Source organism: Geodermatophilus sp. SYSU D00079 (assembly GCF_054050635.1).
The window spans coordinates 45,593-65,950 of sequence record NZ_JBJGZS010000024.1 but is presented as its reverse complement, the minus strand read 5'-3'; the positions used below and the strand labels follow the sequence as shown (position 1 = coordinate 65,950).

Here is a 20,358-nt window from a genome sequence, read left to right as displayed (position 1 = left end):
CTGCCCGGCCAGGGAGTCGACGCGCGCGAGGACCCGGTCCCAGCCGAGCGCCTCGAGGTACTCCGTCGAGGCGTCCAGGACGTAGAGGCCGGGCAGGTTCGGTGCGGAGTACTCGAACGACCGGCTCGGTGGCGGGTTGCCGTAGCTGCGGTGGGCCCGCGAGCTGCTGACGCCCGCCTACCGCGGTTACCGCAACCCGCCGCCGAGCACGGCGTTCGAGTACGCGGATCCGAACTACCCCGGCCTCTACGTCCTGGACGCGACGCTGGCCCACCTCGACGGCGTCGGCTGGCCCCGGATCCACGGGCGGGTGGACGCCCTCGCCCAGCGGGTCGTCGACGCGCTGCGCGACCTGGGCATCGTGCCGACGACGCCGCCCGGCGCCCGGGCCGGGATCGTCAGCTTCGGCATCGACGAGCCGGCGGCCGTGGTCGACCAGCTGCGCCGGCGCGGCGTCCACGTCGTGGAGAAGCTGGGCCAGGTCCGGGTCTCCCCGCACTTCTACAACTCCGAGGGGGACGTCGACCGCTTCGCCGAGGCGCTCCGGGACGCGCTGGCCGCACGCTGACCGGTCAGCTGTCGGGCGGGAGCGGCGAGCCCTCGACCCAGGCGCGCACGGTCGCGGTGAACCGGTCGGGGGCCTCGACGTTCCAGGCGTGACCCACCCCGGGCACGACCCGGCCCACGGCGGCGGGCAGGACGGCCGGGATGGTCTCGACGGCCCGGCGGACCAGCGCCGACTCCCGGCCGCCCGCCAGCGCCAGTGTCGGCGCCGTGCCTAGGGAGCGGGGGAGGGCGTAGCCGGCCACCTCGGCGGTGATGCGGCGGTGGGTCCGCGGGTCCATCGCGGACACGTCCTCGGTGAGGGCCGCGCGCAGCCGTGGCGGCAGACCCAGCGCGCGGGCCCGGGCGTCGGCGAGGCGCCCGCTGCGCAGCTGCCGGGCCGTCAGCCACGCCTGCGGGGACAGCAGCCAGCGGTGCGGCCACGGCTCGGTGGTGACCCCGCTGACGACCGCCCGCACGACGACGTCGGGATGGCGCTCCAGCAGGACCAGGGCGACCTGCCCGCCGAGGGAGAGCCCGACGACGTGCGCCCGCCCGTCCGCCGTCCGGGCGCGGACGAGTGCGGCGACCCGGTCGGCGGCGTCGCCGAGGGAGGTCCACGGGACGTCGCGGCTGCGGCCGTGCGCCGGCAGGTCCACCGGGAGGCAGAGGTGGTCGGCGAACGCGGGCAGCTGCTGCCACCACATCCAGCTGCTCACCCCGATGCCGTGCAGGAACACGATCGCCGGCGCCCCCGGCGAGCCGGTGGCTCCCGCGTGCAGCGACACGACCGACCTCCGTCAGCTCCGGCGGCTGACCACCGCGAAGGCGGTCGCGCCCACCGCGACCTGCGCGAAGAGCAGCAACGCCAGCACCACCTCCACCCGGGCGCCCAGTCCGATGGCGATCCCGGCGGCACCGGTCAGCGGCAGGGCGAGCAGACCGAGGACGGCGAGGGCACGGGTGAGGACGGCGTCGTCCCGCTCGTCACCGGACTGGGTCCACGCCCGCTCGAAGCTCGTGGTCGCCTCCGGGCGCCGGCGCACCCGCCACGCCATCACGGCGACCGCGACCAGCGCCACCGCGGCGCCCTGCAGGAAGCCCAGGCCCATGTTCCCCGGCGCGTGCTCCCGCAGCAGCAGCCCCGTGGCGATGACGAGCGCCACCATCGCGAGGACGGCGGCGAGCGCCAGCGCCGTCTGCGTGCCGGTGCGTCGGTCAGTCGACATGGAAGATCTCCTCGACGGTGCGGTGGAAGTGGCGGGCGATGGCGATGGCCAGGGGGAGCGAGGGGTCGTAGCGGCCGGTCTCGATGGAGTTGACCGTCTGCCGCGAGACCTCCAGCGCCGAGGCCAGCTCCCGCTGGGAGAGCCCAGCAGCCAGCCGCAGCGCACGGACGTCGTTCTGCACGGACACCTCGGGCGGGTCAAGTGTGCTTGTCACGACAAGCGTGCTTGACATCCCGGCCCGGTGTCAAGCGTCCTTGACCGGCGGAGGGGTGTGCAGGGGTGCGAGCCCCTGACCGCCCCCGGTTGGCGCACACGCGGCGGACGGCCTGGACAGCCGCGCCGGGCCGGTGCTAGGACGGACCCGTCCTGTCGCCCGCGAACGGTGCCACCGCGAGCGCGAGAGGAGGTCGAGGCCGGCGTCGGGTGACGATCCCTGCAGCGCTGAGAGGCGATGGCCTTGAGGAGACACCGCACGGCGATCCCGGTGGTCGCGGCAGCAGCGATGACCGTGGTCGTACTCGCGCCGGCGGCCGCGGCCGGAACGGTGCCCGTCGTCACCACGACGTGTCCGAAGACGCTCACCGTCGCCACGTTCGAGCCGGGAGAAGAGGTGTCGGGCAACGCCACCGTGACCTCACGGGACGGTGCGGACCGGCTGAACCGCGGCGAGGGCCTCTTCCTCCTGGAGGAGGGGACGTCGAGGCCGTTCACCCTGGCGGTGCACCTGGGCGCCCAGAGCGACGTGAGCCAGACCTTCTCCTTCACCGCGTCGGGGACCTCGCTGAGCGCCTGCCTGCTCGCGACGGCTCACGGTGGTGGTGAGGAGAACGTCGGCACCGTGTGGACGAACGTGACGCCCTAGGACCAGGGCCGTCCCGGGCGGGTCCGCGGGGGAGCGTGACGAGGCCCGCCGGGCGGAGGCGCCGACCTGGGGGCCTGACCGGTGGGGCGGGTGGGGCTCGAACCCACGACCCAGGGATTATGAGTCCCGTGCTCTGACCGGCTGAGCTACCGCCCCGGTGGTGCCCAGCCTGCCAGATGGGCGCCCGGGCCCGGCGTCGCCGTCAGGACGGGCCGCGGATCGCCTCGACCGCCGTCATCGCCTGCTCGCGCAGGGCTGCGGAGACCGGGGCGGAGCCCGCGACCTCGGCGGCCGCGGCCTGGCCCCGCTCGCTCACCACGTAGGCCATGAAGTCGGCGACGAGCTCGGCGGTCTGCTCGTCCTCGTACTCGACGCAGCCCACGTGGTAGCTGACCAGCACGATCGGGTACTGGCCGCTGCCGGTCGTCGTCCGTGCCAGCTCGAGGGCGAAGTCGTACTCGCCGCGCCCCGTCAGGGTGGTGGAGGCCTCGACCACGGCCGCTGCGGCCTCGGCCGTCGGCGCCACGAACTCCCCGCCGACGCCGATCCGCGCCACCCCCAGGTCGCCGGCCTGGGAGAGGTCGGCGTAGCCGATGGTGCCCTGGCCGCCGGCCACCGCCGCCACGACGCCGGAGTTGCCCTGTGCGGCCTCCCCGCCCGCGACCGGCCACTCGCCGTCCGGTTCGTGCGGCCACGCCCCGCCGCCGGCGGCGGCCAGGTACTCGGTGAAGTTCTGCGTCGTGCCCGACTCGTCGCTGCGGTGCACCGCCGTGATCGGCGTGGCGGGCAACGGCACGCCGGGGTTGTCCGCGGCGATCGCCGGGTCGTCCCACCGGGAGACCGTGCCGGCGAAGACGGCGGCCAGCGTGGTGGGGGAGAGGTCGAGCCCGTCGACGCCGGGGACGTTGTGGACGACGGCGATCGGGGCGATGTAGTTCGGCAGTTCGAAGACCCCCGCCGCCCCGCACCGCTCCCCGGCCTGCGACAGCTCGTCGTCGTCCAGTGGGGCGTCGGAGCCGGCGAAGTCGATGCCGCCGGCGAGGAACTGCTCCCGGCCGCCCCCGGAGCCGACCGGGTCGTAGTCGACGGTCACGCCCGGCTGCACCCGCGTGTACCCCGCCGTCCACCCCTGCATGGCGGCCTGCTGGCTGCTGGCCCCGGCACCCACGAGGGAGCCCGAGAGGTCCCCCGTCGCGCCGTCGCCGCCGCGCTCGTTGGGGGGCACGTAGTTCGCGATCGCCACCACGGCGCCGACCACGGCCGCCGCGCCGACCGCGGCGGCCACCTTGCTCCGGGCAGACACGGGCGCCTTCCCCTCCCGGCCCGGGCGCCGGCCGCCGGGCGTCGCCGCCGACCCTAGGGTGTCGGTCCCGTCGGGGCGGATCGGCCAGAAGTGGGCGACATCTCATCCGCGACGCCGGGCGACGGGGCGGGGGAGGCGTGGGGCGCCGGTCCGCCGGACGAGCGGAGGACGTCGGCGCAGGTCGCCATGGGGAATCCGTGAGGCGAGGCGCCCCCCGCGACCATCACCACTCCGCGGTTGCACAGTGACGCGCCGTAGCGGGAGGTCACCCCTCCGGGCAAGGAGGCGCACCGGAGGTGTTACTCGATCGTGACCGCACGGGGTCACCCGTAGTAGTTTTCCCGACGGCCCAGCCGGCATCCGCTCCTCGACACACGAGGGCACCGGCCGGGCCCCGCCGAACCGCCGACGTCCCTCAGGGGCCGCGGCGGACCGGGGACCCACCGTTCCACTGGGGTGAGTCCTGCCTGCGCAGGGGGCGCAGGCGGGTAGGGCGCCGTCCGGCCCGAACCCGTCAGCTAACTCGGTAGGCGGTCGCGAGGATGGGAGAACCGTCGCCTTGGCGACCTTGCACCACCTGAGGACCCTGCCTGCGCGCGGGGGGTCGGCCCGCCGGCTGCTGCGCGCGCCCCGCCGGGCCGTCGTCGTCGCCGCCGTGGTCGGCGGACTGCTCGCCGGCACCCCCGCCGCGCTCGCCGCGCCCGCCGTCACCGGGACCTCCGAGCAGGAGGGCCTGGCCGCCGAGGTCGCCCGCATCGAGCAACTGGTCACCGCCGCCGAGGAGAAGCTGCAGCGGATGACCGTCGAGGCCGAGGCCGCCGCCGACGCCGCCCTGGTCGCCCGCGCCGAGCTGGCCACGGCCCAGGCGCAGGCCGACGCCACCGCCGCCGAGCTGGCCACCGCCCAGGCCGACGTCGCCACCGCCGAGGACGACGTCGCCACGCTGGGCCGCGAGGCGTACATGGGCGCCGACAACCGCTACGGCGACATCGAGCTCATCCTCGACGCCGAGAGCCCCACCGAGCTGCTCCAGCAGGCCGCGACGATGGACGTCCTCGGTGCCCAGCGTGCCGCGCGGCTGACCGAGTTCCTGGCCGTCGAGCAGCGGGTCGAGGAGGCCGACCGGGCCGCGCGGGCCGCGGTCACCCGGCTCGACGAGGCAGCCCGCGCCGCCGACGAGGCCGAGGCGGCCGCCACCGCCCACCTCGCCGAGGCCCAGGCCGAGTACGACGCCGTCGCCGCGGAGAAGGCGGCGCTCGACGCGCAGTACCGCGCCGCGGGTGAGCGGCTGCTGGCCTCGCAGGGTGCGGCCGACCCCGCCGCCGCCTTCGACGCCCGGCTCGACGCCCGCGCCCAGGGCACGGCCGCGCTGCCGACCGCCGGCCGGCTCACCTCCTGCTACGGCGCCCGCTGGGGCACCATGCACCAGGGCATCGACATCGCCGCCCCCATCGGCACGCCGATCTACGTGCCGGAGGACGGCGTCGTCCTCCAGGCCGGTCCGGCCAGCGGCTTCGGCCTGGCCGTGTACGTGCAGCACGCCGACGGGCAGATCACCCTCTACGGCCACGTGAACGCGTTCTCCGTCACCGCCGGGCAGGTGGTCACCGCGGGCCAGCAGATCGCCGAGGTCGGCAACCGCGGCCAGTCCACCGGGCCGCACCTGCACTTCGAGGTGCACCAGGGCGGCCTCTACGCCGACCGGGTCAACCCGATGCCGTGGCTGGCCCAGCACGGCATCAGCCTCGGTGGCGGGTGCTGACCTGAGCTGACCCCACGACGGCCCCCAGCCCCGGCGGTCGGGAACCGTCGTGCTCTCAGCGGCGGCCCCGCAGCCGGCCGAGCAGGCCGCCGACGCCGCCCAGGGTCTGCGCGGCCAGTTGCAGGATCGGCCCGCCGGGGATGCCCGGCGCGACCTGCACGACCGGCGCCAGTGCCAGCAGGCCGCCGAGCTCGTGCACCCGCAGCCGCCGCCGGGCCAGGGCCGCCACGGGGTTGACCCGTCCGGAGGCGGCCTCGAGCAGCAGGTCCGCCGGGGCCTCCACGGCGGTGCCCCGGGGCGATCCGGGGGCCACCCGCCGCACCGTCCAGCCGGTGGGGTCGGCGGTGAACGCCCAGCCCCCCTCCGGCGTCGCCAGGGTCGCCCCGCCGGTGATGCCGACGGACGCGGACAGGGCGCCGGTGACGTCGGCCAGGGCCGCGAGGCCGGCCTGCAGCACCGGGCCGGGCACCGGCGGGGCGCCGCACGCGGCCAGGTCCAGGCCGTGCACGGCCAGCTCGTACGCCTGCCCGAGGACGACGCTGAGCAGGGGCAGCGTGCCCACGACCGCGACCGCCGGTGCGGTGTCCAGCTCGACGGGCTCCTCGGCCAGGTAGCGGGCGGTGGCGTCCCGGTTGCGGCGCAGCGCGGCCAGCACCTCCTCCCGTGTCGCGTCCCGGTGGGCGGCGGTGACCCGCGCGTTGGTCGCATCCACCTCCGGCGGGGTCCCCGCGCCCCCCGCCCGCGCGGACGCCACGAGGTCCGCGAGCGCCGCGTGGTCGGCCCAGCAGCCGAGGTGGACGCAGATCTCGTGGGCCCGCCACCCGGGCAGCCGGGAGGACCGGTCGAGGTCCACCGCCTCGGCCTGGGCGAGGAAGGCGTCCCACGCCGGCAGGACCAGCCCGGCGACCTCGTCCCGCCCCGCGTCGGCCATCCCCTGGGATCGCAGCATGGCCCGGCCGGTACCCCGGGGGTCCCGCCCGGTACGCCTCGCCGCGCGCGGCCGTCTTGTCCGCCGGGCCCGGTCCCCGTCAGCCTGGGGCCATGACACGCAGCGGCACGACCCGCGGCACGGTGATCCGCTGGGACGACGCCCGGAGGGCCGGCCTCGTGGAGGCCCCGGACCTGCCCGGGGGCTGCTGGGTGGACGCGTCGGTCGTCGACGGCCCGTCCGGCGGCGCCCTCCGCGCCGGGCAGGTGGTGGACGTCGACTGGACCGAGCCGGGGGTGGAGGGCGCGCCGTTCCGGGCCACGCGGGTGGTCCCGCGGGAGGACCTGCAGGCCACCCTGGGTGCGTGAACCGCGGGTGTCGCACCCATGCACACCGGTGTCCGCCACTACGCTGGGTGAGGACCGGGCGGTCTCGCTGAGCGGGTCCCGGCGGCCGTCGCGAAGGGCTTGCGGTGTGCCGGGTCGCAGGCGTAGGAGGAGACGACGGCACGGTGGACGGGCGCGTCGTCACCGTGCTATGGCCGCTGACCAGCGCGTAGTGGCCGCTGTCGTGACCTTCCGTCACATGTGACCCATCAGCCCCATCCGCACTGGCGCGATGGGGTGACCATCGTGCAAACTGTTCCTGGGCCCCTGGTCCACCACCGTCGAACACAGCCTGTCACCGAATCGATCGTCCGTTGGGGAAGACGAGACCGATCGAGTCGATGGAGGTACCCCGTGCAACGACGGTCTACCCAGGGTGTCGTCTTCGTGCACGCGTGCCCGAAGGCGCTCTGCCAGCACGTCGAGTGGGCGCTGGAACGCGTCATCGGCGCGCCGGTCTCCCTGTCGTGGGCCGACCAGCCCGCGGCACACGGTTCCTACCGTGCCGAGGTCGCCTGGACCGGCGCCCCGGGCACGGGGGCGAAGCTGGTCGCTGCGCTGCGCGCGTGGCCGATGCTCCGCTTCGAGGTGACCGAGGAAGCCAGCTACGGCAACGACGGCGAGCGCATGTCGTACGTGCCCGGCCACGGGGTCTACCGCGCGCCGACCAGCGCCAACGGGGACCTCATCGTCACCGAGCAGCAGCTGCGTCACCTGGCCGCCACCGCGACCTCCATCGAGGCGTTCCGGCACGGGGTGGACGAGCTGCTCGGCGCCGCCTGGGACGCCGACCTCGAGGTCTACCGGCACGCCGGGGACGGTCAGCCGGTGACCTGGCTGCACCAGGTCGTCTGACGAGGACGGGGTCCCACATCACGATCCGACTACGACGGCCCGGTGCGACCCGCGCGCTCGTCGTAGGCTGAGGCCGGTCGTCCGGACGTCGTCGGGGAAGCGGCGTCCGGACGACCACGAGCCCCACCACAGGGCCCGGCCCCCCACCAGGGGTGCCGGGCCCTGTGGCGTTCCCGCTACAGCGGGATGTTGCCGTGGGCCCCGCGGCCGGGTGGCGCCGCCGCGAGGGCGGCGACCAGCCGGCGGCGGGTGCGGGTGGGCTCGACGACCTCGTCGACGACCCCGATCTGCAGCGCCCGGTCCACCCCGCCGGCGATCCGCTCGTGCTCGGCGGCCAGCCGGGCGTGCAGCGCCTCGCGTTCACCGGGCGGGGCGGCGGCCAGCTCCTTGCGGTGCAGGATGCCGACGGCCGCCTTGGCGCCCATGACGGCGACCTCCGCGCCGGGCCAGGCGAACACCGCCGTCGCCCCCAGCGACCGGGCGTTCATCGCGATGTAGGCCCCGCCGTAGGACTTGCGGGTCACCAGCGTCACCCGCGGGACGACGGCCTCGGCGAAGGCGTGCAGCAGCTTGGCGCCGCGTCGCACCACGCCGTCCCACTCCTGGCCGACGCCGGGCAGGTAGCCGGGGACGTCGACCAGCACCACCAGCGGCACGCCGAAGGCGTCGCACATGCGCACGAAGCGGGCGGCCTTCTCCGCCGAGGCGGAGTCCAGGCAGCCGCCCAGCCGCAGCGGGTTGTTGGCGACCACGCCCACGGTCCGCCCGGCCAGCCGGCCCAGCGTGGTGACGATGTTCGGCGCCCAGCGCGGGTGCAGCTCCAGGCCGGGCCCGTCGAGCACCGCGGCCACGAGCGGCTTCACGTCGTAGGCGCGGTTCGGCTTCTCGGGCAGCAGGGCGCGCAGGTCGACGTTCGGCTCGGCCTCGGCCGGGGCGAGGGACCCCTGCGCGGCGAGCAGGGCGACCGCCTCCCGGGCGGTGTCGAGCGCGGCCTGCTCGGTCTCGGTGACCACGTGGACGACGCCGCTGCGCCGGCCGTGGGTGTCCGGCCCACCGAGCCGCTCCATGTCGACGTCCTCACCGGTGACCGACCGGACGACGTCCGGGCCGGTGACGAACACCCGCCCGGCCGGGCCCATGACCACCAGGTCGGTCAGTGCGGGGCCGTAGGCCGCGCCCCCGGCGGCCGGCCCGAGGACCACGGAGATCTGCGGGACCCGACCGGAGGCCCGCACCATCGCCTCGAACACCTCCCCGACGGCGTGCAGCGCGGTGACGCCCTCGGCCAGCCGGGCGCCGCCGGAGTGCCAGATGCCCACCACCGGCGCCCGCTCGCGCAGCGCGGTGTCGATCGCGTCGACGACGTGCCGGCAGCCGTCCAGGCCCATGGCGCCGCCCATGACAGTCGCGTCGGTGCAGTAGGCGATCGCCGGGCTGCCGGCGACGGTGCCGCGGGCGGCCAGGACGCCGGAGGTGTCCCGCGGTCGCAGCGGCGTCATGGAGCCCGCGTCGAAGAACCGCTGGAGGCGGTCGGCCGGGTCGCGCGGGTCCGGTGCGGTGGGGACGGGAGCGGCGGACAGGACTGTCACGGGACCTCCGGGGCCTCGGGCGCGGGCGGTTCTGGGCAGGCGTCATCGCTGCACCGGCCCCGGGCCGGGGCCGGTGCAGTCGGGAGGGCGGGGCTGCTCAGGCGGTGGTGAACACCAGCGCGATGTTGTGGCCGCCGAAGCCGAAGGAGTCGTTGACCGCGGCGGAGAGCTGGGCGCGCCGCGGCTCGCGGCGCACGATGTCGAGGGCCTGGACGGCGGCGTCGTCGTCCGGGTCGTCGAGGTTGGCCGTGGCCGGCACGACCTGCTCGCGCAGGGCGAGGATCGTGAAGACCGACTCGAGGGCACCCGCGGCGCCCAGCAGGTGCCCGGTCTGGCTCTTGGTGGCCGTGACCAGGACGTGCTCGCCGATCGTGTTGCGGATCGCGGCCGCCTCCGCGGTGTCGCCCACGGGCGTGGAGGTGGCGTGGGCGTTGACGTGGCCGATGTCGGCCGGGGTGAGGCCGGCGTCGCGGATCGCGGCGGCGATCGCCCGGCCGGCCCCCTCGCCCTCGGGGTGCGGGGCGACGAGGTCGTAGCCGTCGGCCGTCGCGCCGGCGCCGGCCAGCCGGGCGTGGACGCGGGCGCCCCGGGCGGCGGCGGCGTCGGCCCGCTCGAGCACGAGCGCGGCCGCGCCCTCCCCGAGGACGAAGCCGTCGCGGGCCTTGTCGAAGGGCCGGGAGGCGCGCTCGGGCTCGTCGTTGCGGGTGCTCATCGCCCGCATGGCGGCGAAGCCGGCCATCGGCAGCGGGTGGACGACGGCCTCGGCGCCGCCGACCAGGACGACGTCGGCGCGGTCGAAGCGCAGCAGGTCCAGGCCCCAGCGGATCGCCTCGGCGCCGGAGGCGCACGCGCTGACCGGTGCGTGCACGCCGCCCTTGGCGCCGATGGACAGCCCGACCGCCGCGGCCGGGCCGTTGGGCATGAGCATGGGGATGGTGAAGGGGGAGACCCGCTTGGGGCCCTTCTGCTCCAGGACGTCGTCCTGGCCGAGCAGGGTCAGCGCCCCACCGATGCCGGTGCCGAAGACGACGGCGACCCGCTCGGGGGCGACGCCCGCGTTGGCGGCGCCGGAGTCGCGCCACGCCTCCTCGGCGGCGACCACGGCCACCTGCTGGCTGCGGTCCAGCCGCCGGGCGCGCACCCGGTCGAGCTGCTCGGCGGGGTCGGTGGGCAGGGTCGCGGCCAGCTGGGCCGGGAACTCCTTGACCCACTCGTCCTCGAGGCGACGGACCCCCGACCGCCCGGCCAGCAGAGCGTCCCAGGTGCTGGCGACGTCGCCGCCGAGCGGCGTGGTGGCACCGAGTCCGGTGACGACGACGTCGCCGACTGACGTGCTCATGACGGGTTCCTCCTGGGACGTGCGGCCGGGGGCCGGGGCAGCCGGGAGCGGCTTCAGCCCTGGTTCTTCTGGATGTAGCTGATCGCGTCGCCGACGGTCTTGATGTTGCCGAGCTCGTCGTCGGGGATGGCGACGCCGAACTTGTCCTCGACCGCGGTGGCGATCTCGACCATCGACAGGGAGTCGACGTCGAGGTCCTCCGTGAACGACTTCTCGGGGGTGGCGTCGGCAGGAGCGACGCCGGCGACCTCCTCCAGGATCTCGGCCAGACCGGTCTGGATGTCCTCGCTCACGCGGGGTCCTCTCTCTCGGGTGGGGCGGGGGTCCCGCCGTCGGGCCCTGGTGGCCCGGTGCTTGGTGGGTGCCCGTCAGGGCAGGCGGAACACCTGACCGGCGAAGGTCAGCCCGGCGCCGTAGCCCAGGACGAGCGCGAGGTCACCGCTCTTGGCCTGGCCGGACTCCAGCAGCGCGGTCAGCGCCAGGGGGATCGAGGCCGCCGAGGTGTTGCCGGACTGGACGACGTCGCGGGCGACGACGGTCCGCTCCCCGAACCCCAGTCGCTTGGTCATCGACTCCACGATGCGCAGGTTGGCCTGGTGCGGGGCAAAGACGTCGATGTCCTGCGGGCCGACGCCGGCGGCCTCCATGGCCTCGACGAGGGTGTCGGTGAGCCGGGTCGTGGCCCAGCGGTACACGGCCTGGCCGGCCATGGTCATCGTCGAGCTGCCCGCCGCGATCTCGATGGCGTTGTGCTGGTCGCCGTCGCTGCCCCACACGACCGGGCCGACGGCCGGCTCGTCGGCCGGGCCCAGGACGGCGGCGCCGGCCCCGTCGGCGAAGATCACCGCGGTCGACCGGTCGGTGAGGTCGGTGACGTCGGTGAGCCGCTCGACGCCGACCACCAGGGCGTGCCGCGCCGATCCGGTGCGGATGGCGTCGGCGGCCACGCCGAGGGCGTAGCAGAAGCCCGCACAGCCGGCGTTGAGGTCGAAGGAGCCCGGCCGGGGCACGCCCAGCCGGTAGGCCACCTGGGGGCCGATGCCGGGGATCGGCGCGCGCAGGCTGGCGCTGGCCACGATGACCAGGTCCACCTGGTCGGGGGAGAGCCCCGCGTCCGCCAGCGCCTTGCCGCCGGCGGCCACGGCCATGTCGACGAGCGTCTCGTCCTCCGAGGCCCAGCGCCGCTCGGCGATGCCGACCCGGGTGCGGATCCACTCGTCGTTGGTGTCCATCGTCTGGGCGAGCTCGTCGTTGGTGACCCGCCGGCGTGGCCGGTAGGCGCCCAGGCCCAGCAGTCGCGCGCCCGGCGCGCCGTTCCGCAACGTGATGGCGGTCATTCCGCACCTTCCGGGTAGAGCCGGGCGATCGGGTCTCCTGCATCGACCAGGTCGCCGTCCTGCACGAGCCACTCGGCGAGTACCCCGTCGTACCCGGCTGAGACGTTGACCTCCTCGCGGCGGCTGCGCACCAGACCGAGCGGGGTGCCGGCCGGCAGGCGGGTGCCCTCGGCCACCTCCGCCGGGCTGACCGTGCCGCGCACCGGGGAGACGACGACCCGCCAGTCGGGCAGGTGCTCGGCCTCGGCCCGGCCGCGCTCGGCGGCGATGAGCTCGCGGGCGCGGTCGAGGTCGGCCGGGCCGGCGACGGCGAGGACCTCGACGTCGGCGCCCTTCCACTGCCGCTTGGCCAGGCCGGCCAGGGCCCCGGCGGGGGGCAGCTCGATGACCGCGGTGACGCCCAGCTCGCGCATGGTGTCCAGGCAGGCGTCGAAGCGGACCGGGCTGGTGACCTGGCTGACCAGCCGGGCCAGGGCCTCGGCGCCGGAGGTCACCGCGGCGCCGTCGGCGTTGGACAGCAGCAGCCGGCTCGGGTCGGCCGGGCGCAGGCCGCCGACGAGGCCCTCGAGCTCGGCGCGCGCGGAGGCCATGTACTCGGTGTGGAAGGCGCCGGCCACCGACAGCGGCATGACGCGCGCCTTGGCCGGCGGGTCGGCCTTGAGCGCAGCCAGGCCCTCCAGCGGACCGGCGGCCACGACCTGGCCGCCACCGTTCATGTTGGCCGCCACCAGGCCGTGCTCGGCGAGCTTCGCGGCCACCTCGTCGGGGTCGCCCCCGAGGACGGCGGACATCCCGGTGGGGGTCTGCGCGCACGCGGCGGCCATCGCCCGCCCGCGGACGGCGGTCAGCGCGATCGCCGCCTCCACGCTCAACACGCCGGCGAGGGCGGCCGCCGTCAGCTCTCCGACGCTGTGCCCGGTGATGACGACGTCGCGGCCGGCCTGCGGGGTGTGCGCCACCGGGCCGGGCAGGCCGCCGAGCTCCCGGGCGATGAACAGGCTCATCGCGACCACGAGCGGCTGGGTGACCGCGGTGTCCTTGATGGCCTCGGCGTCGCCGGTGGTGCCGAGCTCGAGGAGGTCGGCGCCGGCGATGGCGCCGGCCCAGCGGAAGAAGGACTCTGCGCCCGGCAGCTCCAGCCAGTCGGTCAGCATCCCGGGTTTCTGCGCACCCTGTCCGGGGGCGAGGACGGCCAGCACCTCCTCACCGTGTCAGACATCGGGGTCGCGCGTGGTGGCGAGCGGCACGAAAGCACACCGGTGCTCTTTGGAGGGTTCCTACAACAGATGCGGCGTCCCGGGCGCGTTCGTCGAGTGGCGGTGGTGGGAACCACACTGTCCGGGGGATCTCAGTGCCACAGCGAGCGCTCCTGGTCGAGGGCGGCGAGGGCCAGCGCGACCTGCAGCGTCCAGCCGCCGCGCGCGTCGGTCGCGGACAGCCCGGTCAGCTCCATGGCCCGCCTGAGGCGGTACCGCACGGTGTTGGGGTGGACGAACAGCGCGCGGGCGCTGGCCTCCAGGTTGCCGCCGCTGGCGAGGACCGCGCGCACCGTCTCCAGCACCTCGCCGCCGGCGCCCTGCAGGGGCAGCGCGACCCGCTCCTGCAGCGTGGCCCGCGCCACGGGGTCGCCGTCCAGGGCCCGTTCGGGCAGCAGGGCGTCGGCCGGCACGGGCCGCGGCGCCCCGGGCCAGGCGGGCGCCGCCCGCAGACCGGCCAGGGCGGCGGCCGCGGAGTCACCGGCCCGGCTGAGGGAGTCGACGACCGGCCCCATCACGACCGGGCCGGGGCCGAACTCGTCGCTGACCCGCTCGGCCACCGCCTCCAGCTGCTCCGCCCCGCCCAGCACGACGACGAGCTGGTCGGCGTGCACGCCGACCAGCACCTCGCTGCGCAGCTGCCGGGCGGCCCGGCGCGCGGCGCCGTGCGCGTCACCGGCCGCCGGGGCGGAGCCGACCAGCACGGTGACCGGGCTCATCGCCGCCCAGCCCAGCGCCGACGCCCGCCCGGACAGCTCCTCGGACCGCTCCCCGCGCACCAGGGCGTCGACCACGAGGGCCTCCAGGCGGGCGTCCCAGGCGCCGCGGCTCTCGGCGAAGCTGGCGTAGACGTGCGCGGTGGCGAAGGCGACCTCGCGGCTGAACTGCAGCACCGCCAGACGCAGCGCGTCGGCGTCGCCGGGCTCGGCGACGGACTCCACGAAGTCGTCCATCACCTCGACGGTCACCTTGATGAGGTCGACCGTGTGCTTGAGGGGCACCACCCGCGCCAGCTCGCGGGGGGCGGCGCCGAAGACCTCGCCGGTGAGCCGCGGCGGCCGGGTGGGCGTGCGGCACCACTCCACCAGCGAGGCGATGCCCGCCTGCGCCACGAGCATCACCCACGAGCGCTGGTCGGCGGGCATGGTGCGGAACCACGGCAGGACGTCGTCCATGCGGGCGACGGCGCGGGTGGCCAGCGACCCCGAGGCGCGCTCCAGCCGCCGCAGCGTGGCGGCGGAGGGTGGGCGGGTTCCCCGGTCGGACACGTCCCCACCCTGTCACGCGGCGCCGACGGGACCCGTGTCGTCCCGGGGCGCGGGGTCGGGGACAGTGGGGCGGTGGACGTGCTCCGGCGGGTGGGGACGACGGCGCTGCGCGGCCGTGCCCTCGCCGCGTCCGGGGCCGGGGTCGGCGTGGTGGGCCTGCTGGGCGCGGGTGTGCTGGTCGGCTTCGCCCCGCAGGTCCGGCTCGACGAGGCGGTGAGCCGGGCGCTCTACGCCGGCGACGACCGCTCGCGCGCCCTCGACGTGCTGTTGGAGGTGCTGACCACCCCCGGGGTCGCCTGGTTCCGGGTGCTGGTGTCCCTCCCGGTGCTGTTCTGGCTGGGCACCCGGCGGGCGTGGCGGACCGCGGCGTGGGTGGTCACCGCCAACGTCGTCGTCGGCCCGCTGACCGCCGGGCTCAAGGAGCTCGTGGGCCGGGTGCGCCCGGCGTTCGAGAACGGCGGTGCCGGCTACGAGGGGCTGAGCTATCCCAGCGGGCACTCCTCCGGCATCGCCACACTCGTCACCGTCGCCCTGGTCCTGGCCTGGCCGCGGCTGGCCCCGAGGTGGCGCCGCCCCGCCCTGGCCGCCGGCGTCGCGCTCGCCGTCCTGGTCGGGCTGACCCGGATGTGGCTGGGCGTGCACTTCCTCTCCGACGTGGTCGGGGGCCTGGCGCTGGGCGGGGCGTGGACGCTCGCGGTGGCCCTGGCCTTCGACGCGCTGCCCGGTGGCCGGGCCGCCCTGCCGCCCCGGGAGGCGTCGTGACGGGTCTGCGGTCCGAGGTGCTGCTCGACCCGGACGACGGCTCGCTGGGGCCGCTGCTGCGGTTGGCCGACGACCGCCTCGCGCCGGGCGCCGGCTACGGGCGGCACCCCCACCGGGCGGTCGACGTCGTGGCCGTCGTCCTCGAGGGGACCCTGCGCCACGGGTGGGGCAGCGGCGCGCTCATGACCGCCGGCGACGTCGCCGTGCTGCGCGCGGGTACCGGCCTCGAGCACGACGAGGTGGCCGGGGACGCGGGTGCGCGGGTGCTGCAGACCTACCTGCGCAGCGCCCGGCCCGACACCGCCCCCGGCCATGAGGTGCGCACGGCGCCCGCCGGCTGGGTCGACCTGGACCGCCCGGACGCGCGGCTGTGGGTCGGCCACGCTCCCGCGGACGGCGCCGTCGAGGTGCCGGCCGGGCTGCTCGTCCTGGCCGGCCCGGCGGGCACGCGGGTCGGGCGCCAGGACGGCGGCCGGGTCGCGGGCCCGGGCACCGTGCTCGTCTGGGAGCTGGACGCGGGCCGGCCCGTCTGGGCCTCGGACTGAACCGGCGGCCTCCCTGGGGGAGAGTGGGGGCATGCCGACCCCCACCGCCGACGTCCTCGCTGCGGCGCGGGCCGACGCCGACCGGACCGTGGACCTGCGCCGCCGGCTGCACCGCCACCCCGAGATCGGGCTGCACCTGCCGCGCACCCAGGCCACCGTGCTCGAGGAGCTCGCGGCGCTGCCGGTGGAGGTGACCGTCGGGAAGTCGACCAGCTCGGTGGTCGGTGTCCTGCGCGGCGCGCGGCCCGGGCCCACGTACCTGCTGCGGGCCGACATGGACGCCCTGCCGGTGCACGAGGACACCGGGCTGCCCTTCGCCTCCGAGGTGCCCGGGGCGATGCACGCCTGCGGGCACGACCTGCACGTGGCGATGCTCCTCGGCGCCGCCCGTCTGCTCGCCGAGCGCCGCGACGAGCTGGCCGGTCAGGTGGTGCTCATGCTCCAGCCGGGGGAGGAGGGCTTCCACGGCGCCCGGTACATGCTCGAGGAGGGGCTGCTCGACGTCGTCCCCGAGGCGCCGGTGCGCGGTGCCTTCGCGCTGCACGTCTTCTCCACCCAGCCCAGCGGCGTGGTCAGCGTGCGGCCCGGCCCGATGATGGCCGCCGCCGACCACTGGATGGTGACCGTGCAGGGCCGCGGTGGGCACGCCTCGATGCCGCACGCCGCGGCCGACCCGGTGCCGGTGGCCGCGGAGATCGTGCTGGCCCTGCAGGCGACGGTGACCCGCCGCGCGCCGGTCTTCGACCCGGCCGTGCTGACCGTCGCGCACCTCACCGCCGGGTCCACCGACAACGTCATCCCGGACACGGCGTTCATGGAGGGCACCATCCGGACCCTGTCGGCCGAGCGGCGGGCCGACATGGTGGCCGGTGTGGAGCGCGTGGCCCGGCACGTGGCCGCGGCGCACGAGCTGACGGTGCAGTTCGAGCACCGCGAGGGCTACCCGGTGACGGTCAACGACCCGCACGCGGCCGAGTCGGTGCGGGCCACCGCGGCGGCGCTGTTCGGGCCCGAGCGCAGCGTGGCCGCGCGCGAGCCGCTCATGGGCGCGGAGGACTTCGCCTACGTGCTGCAGCAGGTGCCCGGCGCGATGGCCTTCCTCGGCGCCTGTCCGCCCGGGGCGGACCCGGCGACCGCTGCCGGCAACCACTCCAACCTCGTCGTCTTCGACGAGGCCGTGCTCCCCGACGGCGCCGCCCTCCACGCCGCGGTGGCCCTGGCGGCCCTGGCCTGAACGCGGGACGGCCCGCCTCCCCGAGGGGAGACGGGCCGCCGCCTGGTCGTGCTCAGGTGGCCGGGCTCGGGTCCGACCGCTCCTCCTCCGGCGCGGCCTGCACGTCGCGGACCTGGTACTTCTCCACCGCCTGCCGGACCACGTCGCGGTCCACCTCGCCGCGCTTGGCCAGCGCCCCGAGGGTGCGGACGACGATCGACTCGGCGTCCACGTGGAAGTGCCGCCGCAGCGCCGGGCGGGTGTCGGACAGGCCGAACCCGTCGGTGCCCAGCGTCGCCATCCCGCCGGGCACGTACGGCGCGATGAGGTCGGGCACCGCCCGCATCCAGTCCGACACCGCCACGACCGGGCCGGGCGTGTCCTGCAGCTGCTGCGTGACGTAGGGGACCTGCGGCTCCTCCTCCGGGTGCAGCAGGTTGTGCTCGTCGACCGCGTCGGCCTGGCGGCGCAGCTCGGTCCACGAGGTCACCGACCAGACGTCGGCCGAGACGCCCCAGTCGTTCGCCAGCAGCTCCTGCGCCCGCAGCGCCCACGGCACCGCGACACCCGAGGCCAGCACCTGCGCCTTGGGGCCGTCCCCCTGGCCCGGGGCGTACCGGTACATGCCGGCCAGCACACCCTGGACGTCGAGGCCCTCCGGCTCGGCCGGCTGGTTGTAGGGCTCGTTGTAGACCGTCAGGTAGTACATGACGTCCGGCGAACGGGAACCGCCCAGCGGGGCGCCCGGGTCCTCGCCGTACATCCGGCGCAGGGCGTCCTTCGTGATGTGGCCGACCTCGAAGGAGAACGCCGGGTCGTAGCTGACGACGCCGGGGTTGGTGTGCGCCAGCAGCAGCGAGTGGCCGTCCTCGTGCTGCAGGCCCTCGCCGTTGAGCGTCGTGCGGCCGGCGGTGGCGCCGAGCAGGAAGCCGCGGGTCATCTGGTCGGCGGCGGCCCAGAAGGCGTCGCCGGTCCGCTGGAACCCGAACATCGAGTAGAAGATGTAGATCGGGATCATCGGCTCGCCGTGCGTGGCGTACGACGTGCCGACGGCGGTGAACGACGCGGCGGAGCCCGCCTCGTTGATGCCCTCGTGCAGGATCTGCCCCTGCTCGGACTCCTTGTAGGCGAGGATCAGCTCGCGGTCGACCGACGTGTAGCGCTGCCCGTGCGGCGAGTAGATCTTCTGCGTCGGGAACATCGCGTCCATGCCGAAGGTGCGCGCCTCGTCGGGGATGACCGGCACGAACCGCGGACCGAGCTCCGGGTCCTTGAGCAGCTCCTTGAGCAGGCGGACGAACGCCATCGTCGTCGCCACGTCCTGCTTGCCCGAGCCCCGCCGCAGGACGTCGAAGGCCTTGTCCTCCGGCGTCTTGAGCGTCTTGAACTCCGACCGCCGCCGGGGGACCGCCCCACCCAGGGCGCGGCGCCGCTCGAGCATGTACTGCATCTCGTCGGAGTCCGGCGCCGGCTTGTAGTAGGGCGGCAGGGTCTTGTCCAGCGCCTCGTCGGGGATCGGCAGGTAGAGCCGGTCGCGGAACGCGGCGAGGTCCTCGGCGGTCAGCTTCTTCATCTGGTGGGTCGAGTTGCGGCCCTCGAAGTGGCTGCCCAGCGTCCAGCCCTTGATGGTCTTGGCGAGGATGACCGTCGGCTGGCCCTTGTGCTCCACGGCGGCCTTGTAGGCGGCGTAGAGCTTGCGGTAGTCGTGCCCACCGCGGGAGAGCGCCCAGATCTCCTTGTCGCTCATGCCCTCGACCATCTTGCGGGTGCGCGGGTCGCGCCCGAAGAAGTGCTCGCGGACGAACGCGCCGTCCTCGGCCTTGTAGGTCTGGTAGTCACCGTCGGGCGTGGTGTTCATCAGGTTGACCAGCGCGCCGTCGCGGTCGGCGGCCAGCAGCGGGTCCCACTCCCGGCCCCAGATCACCTTGATGACGTTCCAGCCGGCACCCCGGAAGAAGGACTCCAGCTCCTGGATGACCTTGCCGTTGCCGCGCACGGGGCCGTCGAGGCGCTGCAGGTTGCAGTTGACGACGAAGGTGAGGTTGTCCAGCTCCTCGCGGGCGGCCAGGCCGATCGCGCCGAGGGACTCCGGCTCGTCCATCTCGCCGTCACCGAGGAACGCCCACACGTGCTGGTCGGAGGTGTCCTTGATGCCGCGGGAGTGCAGGTAGCGGTTGAACCGCGCCTGGTAGATCGCGTTGATCGGGCCCAGGCCCATCGAGACGGTCGGGAACTCCCAGAACTCCGGCATCAGCCGCGGGTGCGGGTAGCTCGACAGCCCGCCGCCGGGGTGGCTGACCTCCTGGCGGAAGCCGTCCATCTGCTGCTCGCCGAGGCGGCCCTCGAGGAAGGCGCGGGCGTAGATGCCGGGGGAGGCGTGGCCCTGGAACCAGATCTGGTCGCCGCCGCCGGGGTGGTCCTTGCCGCGGAAGAAGTGGTTGAAGCCGACCTCGTACAGCGAGGCCGACGACGCGTAGGAGGAGATGTGGCCACCGACGGCGATCCCCGGCCGCTGGGCGCGGTGGACCATGATCGCGGCGTTCCACCGGATGTAGGCCCGGATGCGCCGCTCCACGTGCTCGTCGCCGGGGAACCACGGCTCGCGCTCGGGCGGGATGGTGTTGATGTAGTCGGTGCTGCGCAGGGAAGGCACGCCGACCTGCTGCTCGCGGCTGCGTTCCAGCATGCGGAGCATCAGGTAGCGGGCCCGGCCGCGGCCGGCGTGCTCGACGACGCCGTCCAGGGACTCCAGCCACTCCTGGGTCTCCTCCGGGTCGATGTCGACCAGCTGACTGGGGAGCCCGTTGGTGATGACCGCGCGGGCCTTACCTGCATCGCGGGCGGGGTCCCCGTCCGACTGCTGCGGTGCGCTCATGCGCACATCGTCCCCCGCGGGCCCGCCCGGCGTCACCCGGCCGCCCACGTGTCGGGACGGCGCGGCCGCCCGGTGCCGTTCCGCGAGAGGTTGCACCTGACCAGGCATGCCCTACGCTTCCGCCAACGTCCGACCGGGACCGCCGGCCGGACGGGGCGCCTCCGACCGGAGGCGCGGGCACCGGTGCGGACGGAGAGGGGTGACATGACCAGGGTGCGGGGGACGTTCCCGCTGGTCGTGTCCGGCCCCCGTGGCGTCCGCCCCCGCTGTCGCACGTGCGGCAGGGGTCCGCGCCCGTGAGTCCCC

General features: G+C 75.5%; 20 protein-coding genes, 1 tRNA gene and 1 riboswitch. Of the genes, 8 read left to right on the top strand and 13 right to left on the bottom strand.

Features of this window, described 5'->3' with window-relative positions; translation table 11 throughout:
• Positions 1-310 precede the first annotated feature (310 nt).
• Positions 311-568: a hypothetical protein gene (locus ACI79E_RS17690; RefSeq protein WP_456933873.1), complete on the top strand. Its 258-nt coding sequence runs from the start codon at positions 311-313 to the stop codon at positions 566-568.
• Between the two features lie 4 nt (positions 569-572).
• On the opposite strand, the gene ACI79E_RS17685 is transcribed toward ACI79E_RS17690, so the two are convergent.
• From ACI79E_RS17685 to ACI79E_RS17675, 3 genes are read right to left on the bottom strand one after another with little or no spacing between them, the layout of a single operon-like run.
• Entirely contained in the window at positions 573-1,331 is a 759-nt protein-coding gene (locus tag ACI79E_RS17685; protein ID WP_456933872.1) for an alpha/beta fold hydrolase, read from the bottom strand.
• A 12-nt stretch (positions 1,332-1,343) separates the two neighbouring features.
• Positions 1,344-1,772, bottom strand: coding sequence for a hypothetical protein (locus ACI79E_RS17680; protein WP_456933871.1), 429 nt, complete (start codon positions 1,770-1,772; stop codon positions 1,344-1,346).
• Entirely contained in the window at positions 1,762-1,986 is a 225-nt protein-coding gene (locus tag ACI79E_RS17675) for a helix-turn-helix transcriptional regulator (RefSeq protein ID WP_456933870.1), read from the bottom strand. The genes ACI79E_RS17680 and ACI79E_RS17675 overlap by 11 nt, the downstream gene beginning before the upstream one ends.
• Before the next feature lie 288 nt (positions 1,987-2,274).
• On the opposite strand from ACI79E_RS17675, the gene ACI79E_RS17670 reads away from it, so the two are divergent.
• Complete coding sequence (locus ACI79E_RS17670; protein WP_456933869.1) at positions 2,275-2,634, top strand: hypothetical protein; 360 nt, start codon at positions 2,275-2,277, stop codon at positions 2,632-2,634.
• 82 nt (positions 2,635-2,716) lie between these two features.
• Here ACI79E_RS17670 and ACI79E_RS17665 read toward each other — a convergent pair.
• Both ACI79E_RS17665 and pstS read right to left on the bottom strand, forming a co-directional pair.
• Positions 2,717-2,790, bottom strand: a tRNA-Ile gene (locus ACI79E_RS17665).
• Positions 2,791-2,836: 46 nt separating this feature from the next.
• Complete coding sequence (gene pstS / locus ACI79E_RS17660) at positions 2,837-3,937, bottom strand: phosphate ABC transporter substrate-binding protein PstS (RefSeq protein WP_456933868.1); 1,101 nt, start codon at positions 3,935-3,937, stop codon at positions 2,837-2,839.
• Between the two features lie 395 nt (positions 3,938-4,332).
• Positions 4,333-4,481: riboswitch (cyclic di-AMP (ydaO/yuaA leader) on the top strand.
• A 15-nt stretch (positions 4,482-4,496) separates the two neighbouring features.
• Between pstS and ACI79E_RS17655 the strand changes: the two genes are divergently transcribed.
• Positions 4,497-5,699, top strand: coding sequence for a M23 family metallopeptidase (locus ACI79E_RS17655; RefSeq protein ID WP_456933867.1), 1,203 nt, complete (start codon positions 4,497-4,499; stop codon positions 5,697-5,699).
• 55 nt (positions 5,700-5,754) lie between these two features.
• On the opposite strand, the gene ACI79E_RS17650 is transcribed toward ACI79E_RS17655, so the two are convergent.
• Positions 5,755-6,648 carry a maleylpyruvate isomerase family mycothiol-dependent enzyme gene (locus tag ACI79E_RS17650; RefSeq protein ID WP_456933866.1) on the bottom strand — a complete coding sequence of 298 codons (894 nt, stop codon included), beginning with the start codon at positions 6,646-6,648 and terminating at the stop codon, positions 5,755-5,757.
• Between the two features lie 92 nt (positions 6,649-6,740).
• Between ACI79E_RS17650 and ACI79E_RS17645 the strand changes: the two genes are divergently transcribed.
• Positions 6,741-6,995, top strand: a complete 255-nt coding sequence (locus ACI79E_RS17645) for a hypothetical protein (protein ID WP_456933865.1) — start codon at positions 6,741-6,743, stop codon at positions 6,993-6,995.
• A 372-nt stretch (positions 6,996-7,367) separates the two neighbouring features.
• A complete protein-coding gene (locus ACI79E_RS17640) occupies positions 7,368-7,868 on the top strand; it encodes a DUF3145 domain-containing protein (protein WP_456933864.1) in 501 nt (166 codons plus the stop codon).
• A gap of 176 nt (positions 7,869-8,044) precedes the next feature.
• Here ACI79E_RS17640 and ACI79E_RS17635 read toward each other — a convergent pair whose 3' ends face one another.
• The 6 genes from ACI79E_RS17635 to ACI79E_RS17610 form a co-directional block, all read right to left on the bottom strand.
• Complete coding sequence (locus ACI79E_RS17635; protein WP_456933863.1) at positions 8,045-9,457, bottom strand: acyl-CoA carboxylase subunit beta; 1,413 nt, start codon at positions 9,455-9,457, stop codon at positions 8,045-8,047.
• Positions 9,458-9,554: 97 nt separating this feature from the next.
• On the bottom strand, positions 9,555-10,796 hold the full coding sequence (locus ACI79E_RS17630) for a beta-ketoacyl-[acyl-carrier-protein] synthase family protein (protein ID WP_456933862.1): 1,242 nt from the start codon (positions 10,794-10,796) through the stop codon (positions 9,555-9,557).
• Between the two features lie 53 nt (positions 10,797-10,849).
• Positions 10,850-11,089 (bottom strand): acyl carrier protein, encoded by a 240-nt coding sequence (locus ACI79E_RS17625; RefSeq protein ID WP_456849652.1) that lies wholly within the window; start codon positions 11,087-11,089, stop codon positions 10,850-10,852.
• A gap of 75 nt (positions 11,090-11,164) precedes the next feature.
• The gene (locus tag ACI79E_RS17620) at positions 11,165-12,133 is read right to left on the bottom strand and encodes a beta-ketoacyl-ACP synthase III (protein WP_456933861.1); all 969 of its coding nucleotides are present in this window, start codon (positions 12,131-12,133) and stop codon (positions 11,165-11,167) included.
• Positions 12,130-13,332 carry an acyltransferase domain-containing protein gene (locus ACI79E_RS17615; protein WP_456933860.1) on the bottom strand — a complete coding sequence of 401 codons (1,203 nt, stop codon included), beginning with the start codon at positions 13,330-13,332 and terminating at the stop codon, positions 12,130-12,132. The genes ACI79E_RS17620 and ACI79E_RS17615 overlap by 4 nt, the downstream gene beginning before the upstream one ends.
• A 149-nt stretch (positions 13,333-13,481) precedes the next feature.
• Positions 13,482-14,657: a PucR family transcriptional regulator gene (locus ACI79E_RS17610; RefSeq protein ID WP_456933859.1), complete on the bottom strand. Its 1,176-nt coding sequence runs from the start codon at positions 14,655-14,657 to the stop codon at positions 13,482-13,484.
• 72 nt (positions 14,658-14,729) lie between these two features.
• Between ACI79E_RS17610 and ACI79E_RS17605 the strand changes: the two genes are divergently transcribed.
• From ACI79E_RS17605 to ACI79E_RS17595, 3 genes are read left to right on the top strand one after another with little or no spacing between them, the layout of a single operon-like run.
• On the top strand, positions 14,730-15,419 hold the full coding sequence (locus tag ACI79E_RS17605) for a phosphatase PAP2 family protein (RefSeq protein ID WP_456933858.1): 690 nt from the start codon (positions 14,730-14,732) through the stop codon (positions 15,417-15,419).
• Positions 15,416-15,964, top strand: coding sequence for a pirin family protein (locus ACI79E_RS17600; RefSeq protein WP_456933857.1), 549 nt, complete (start codon positions 15,416-15,418; stop codon positions 15,962-15,964). Before ACI79E_RS17605 ends, ACI79E_RS17600 begins: the two co-directional genes overlap by 4 nt.
• Positions 15,965-15,995: 31 nt before the next feature.
• Positions 15,996-17,198, top strand: coding sequence for a M20 metallopeptidase family protein (locus tag ACI79E_RS17595; protein WP_456933856.1), 1,203 nt, complete (start codon positions 15,996-15,998; stop codon positions 17,196-17,198).
• Between the two features lie 52 nt (positions 17,199-17,250).
• Here ACI79E_RS17595 and aceE read toward each other — a convergent pair whose 3' ends face one another.
• Positions 17,251-20,052, bottom strand: coding sequence for a pyruvate dehydrogenase (acetyl-transferring), homodimeric type (gene aceE, locus ACI79E_RS17590; RefSeq protein WP_456933855.1), 2,802 nt, complete (start codon positions 20,050-20,052; stop codon positions 17,251-17,253).
• Between the last annotated feature and the right edge of the window lie 306 nt (positions 20,053-20,358).